Source organism: Anaerococcus sp. HMSC068A02 (assembly GCF_001811125.1).
Taxonomy (GTDB): Bacteria; Bacillota; Clostridia; order Tissierellales; family Peptoniphilaceae; genus Anaerococcus; species Anaerococcus vaginalis_C.
The window spans coordinates 6,729-8,539 of record NZ_KV803778.1 but is presented as its reverse complement, the minus strand read 5'-3'; the positions used below and the strand labels follow the sequence as shown (position 1 = coordinate 8,539).

Annotated in this window: 3 protein-coding genes; all 3 read left to right on the top strand. The window is 31.1% G+C overall.

Annotated elements, in window-relative coordinates; genetic code table 11:
- On the top strand, window positions 1-867 hold an 867-nt coding region (locus tag HMPREF2782_RS09245; RefSeq protein WP_148130034.1), incomplete at its 5' end, for a DUF4368 domain-containing protein.
- Between the two features lie 55 nt (window positions 868-922).
- A complete protein-coding gene (locus HMPREF2782_RS09550) occupies window positions 923-1,063 on the top strand; it encodes a hypothetical protein (RefSeq protein ID WP_186821678.1) in 141 nt (46 codons plus the stop codon).
- On the top strand, window positions 1,063-1,641 hold the full coding sequence (locus HMPREF2782_RS09240) for a class I SAM-dependent methyltransferase (RefSeq protein ID WP_070642624.1): 579 nt from the start codon (window positions 1,063-1,065) through the stop codon (window positions 1,639-1,641). The genes HMPREF2782_RS09550 and HMPREF2782_RS09240 overlap by 1 nt, the downstream gene beginning before the upstream one ends.
- The last annotated feature ends 170 nt before the right edge of the window (window positions 1,642-1,811 follow it).

Here is a 1,811-nt window from a genome sequence, read left to right as displayed (position 1 = left end):
GTAGACTACAAAACCAAGAAACGAAGAAAGGCGAAAGCAGATGAACTCATTATCTTCAAAAACACCCATGAAGCGATTATTGACGAAGAAACATGGAATAATGCTCAAAGGTTAAGAAAAACAGTAAGAAGAAGCCCAAAGTATGGTACAACCTCCCACCCATTTACAGGACTTTTAATCTGTTCTGATTGTGGAGGAAAGTTAAGTTACAGAGAGCCGGCAGAACATAAAGAAAAGAAATACGATTGTGATTATTGTTTTGTGTGCCAACATTACAGACACAGAAAAGGCACTTGCAGTATGCACTACATCAAAGTAAAGACAGTGAATGAAATTCTCTTGAAATCAATTAAAGAAATCACAGACTTTGCCAAAGAAGATAAACAAGAATTTCTAAAAGTGATGAACAAATTGTCCGATGAAAAAAGAGAAGAAAAGTATCAAGGGGATAAAGAAAAGTTAGAGAAACTGTCATCAAGAAATGCAGAATTAACAACCCTTATTACAAAGCTATATGAAGACCACGCACTTGGAAAAATTCCCGCAAAACACTTTGACAGATTATTTAATACCTATGATACGGAGCAACAAGACTTAGAAAATCAAATACAGTATTTTGAAGATGAAATAGAAAGTTATCATCAGAGAAAAGTTGATACTGATAAATTCTTAAAGATGATAGAAAAATATACCGATATTGAAGAACTGACAGTACCAATGATAAATGAGTATATAGAAAAAGTTGTAGTCCATGAAGCAACAGGAGGAAGAAAAGGCAAGGAGAGAAAACAACAGGTCGATGTGTATTTTAACTTTATAGGGAACTGTCAAATTCCACAGAAAGCTGATATGGAAAAAGCACCTTAAAAATGCTATAATATTTAGTAATTTAGACAATAAAAATATAAATAGGAGGTAGAATATGGCTGAAAATTGGACAGCATTATTAGATAAATACATTAACAAACTTATTAGTCCCGATGGGAGACAAACCTACGAAAGTAAAGATGAGTTAGTTAATCTTATGCTTAAATTAGCTGAATTGAAAAAAGCGATAAGGTAATGGATATAGGTTGTGGTTGGGGAAATTTTTCAAAGGTATGTAGTAATTTTTCAGATGAAGTTATTGGTATTGAGCCAAATGCAGATAATTTACAGGAAGCTATAAATCGTAGTAATGGAAATGTAAAATATATTCAAGGAAGTTTTGAAGCATTAAATTGCAATCAAAGCGTTAATAAAGTTATTAGTATGTTAGCATTCCATCAAGTGCCATGGGATTATAAAGAAAAGTCGTTAGAAAATATTTCAGAGATACTTACAACGGATGGTTATTTTTATTTGTGCGATACCATGCTTTTATTTGACGCAGAAAAGGATACCGAATTATTTAATAAGGTATATAGATTTTTATTAAAAGAAACCACGCCTGAAGAAATATATAAAAATTATATAGAACCATACCTTAAAGAAAATGAAGTTTATACGGTTGAAGATATGAGAGAAAATAGTCCCAAGGATAATTGGTTCTATTCTATGAAAGAGTTGAAACATTGGTCAGAAAAAGCAAATATGGAGTTAGTAAAAACGGTAGCTATTTGTCCATTTTTTGGAGTCGTGGTTTTTAAGAAAAAGAAGTAACTAACAATTTAATAAAAAATAACACACTAACAGTAAATCAAAAATGGTTTACTGTTTTTTCTTTGTCCAAAAACAGAAGAAAGGAAAACAGAAATGAAAAACATAGATGAAAAAATTTTAATGACAGAAGAAGAAATCAAGCAGTTACAAAACAAAAGAAAAAAGCTCAT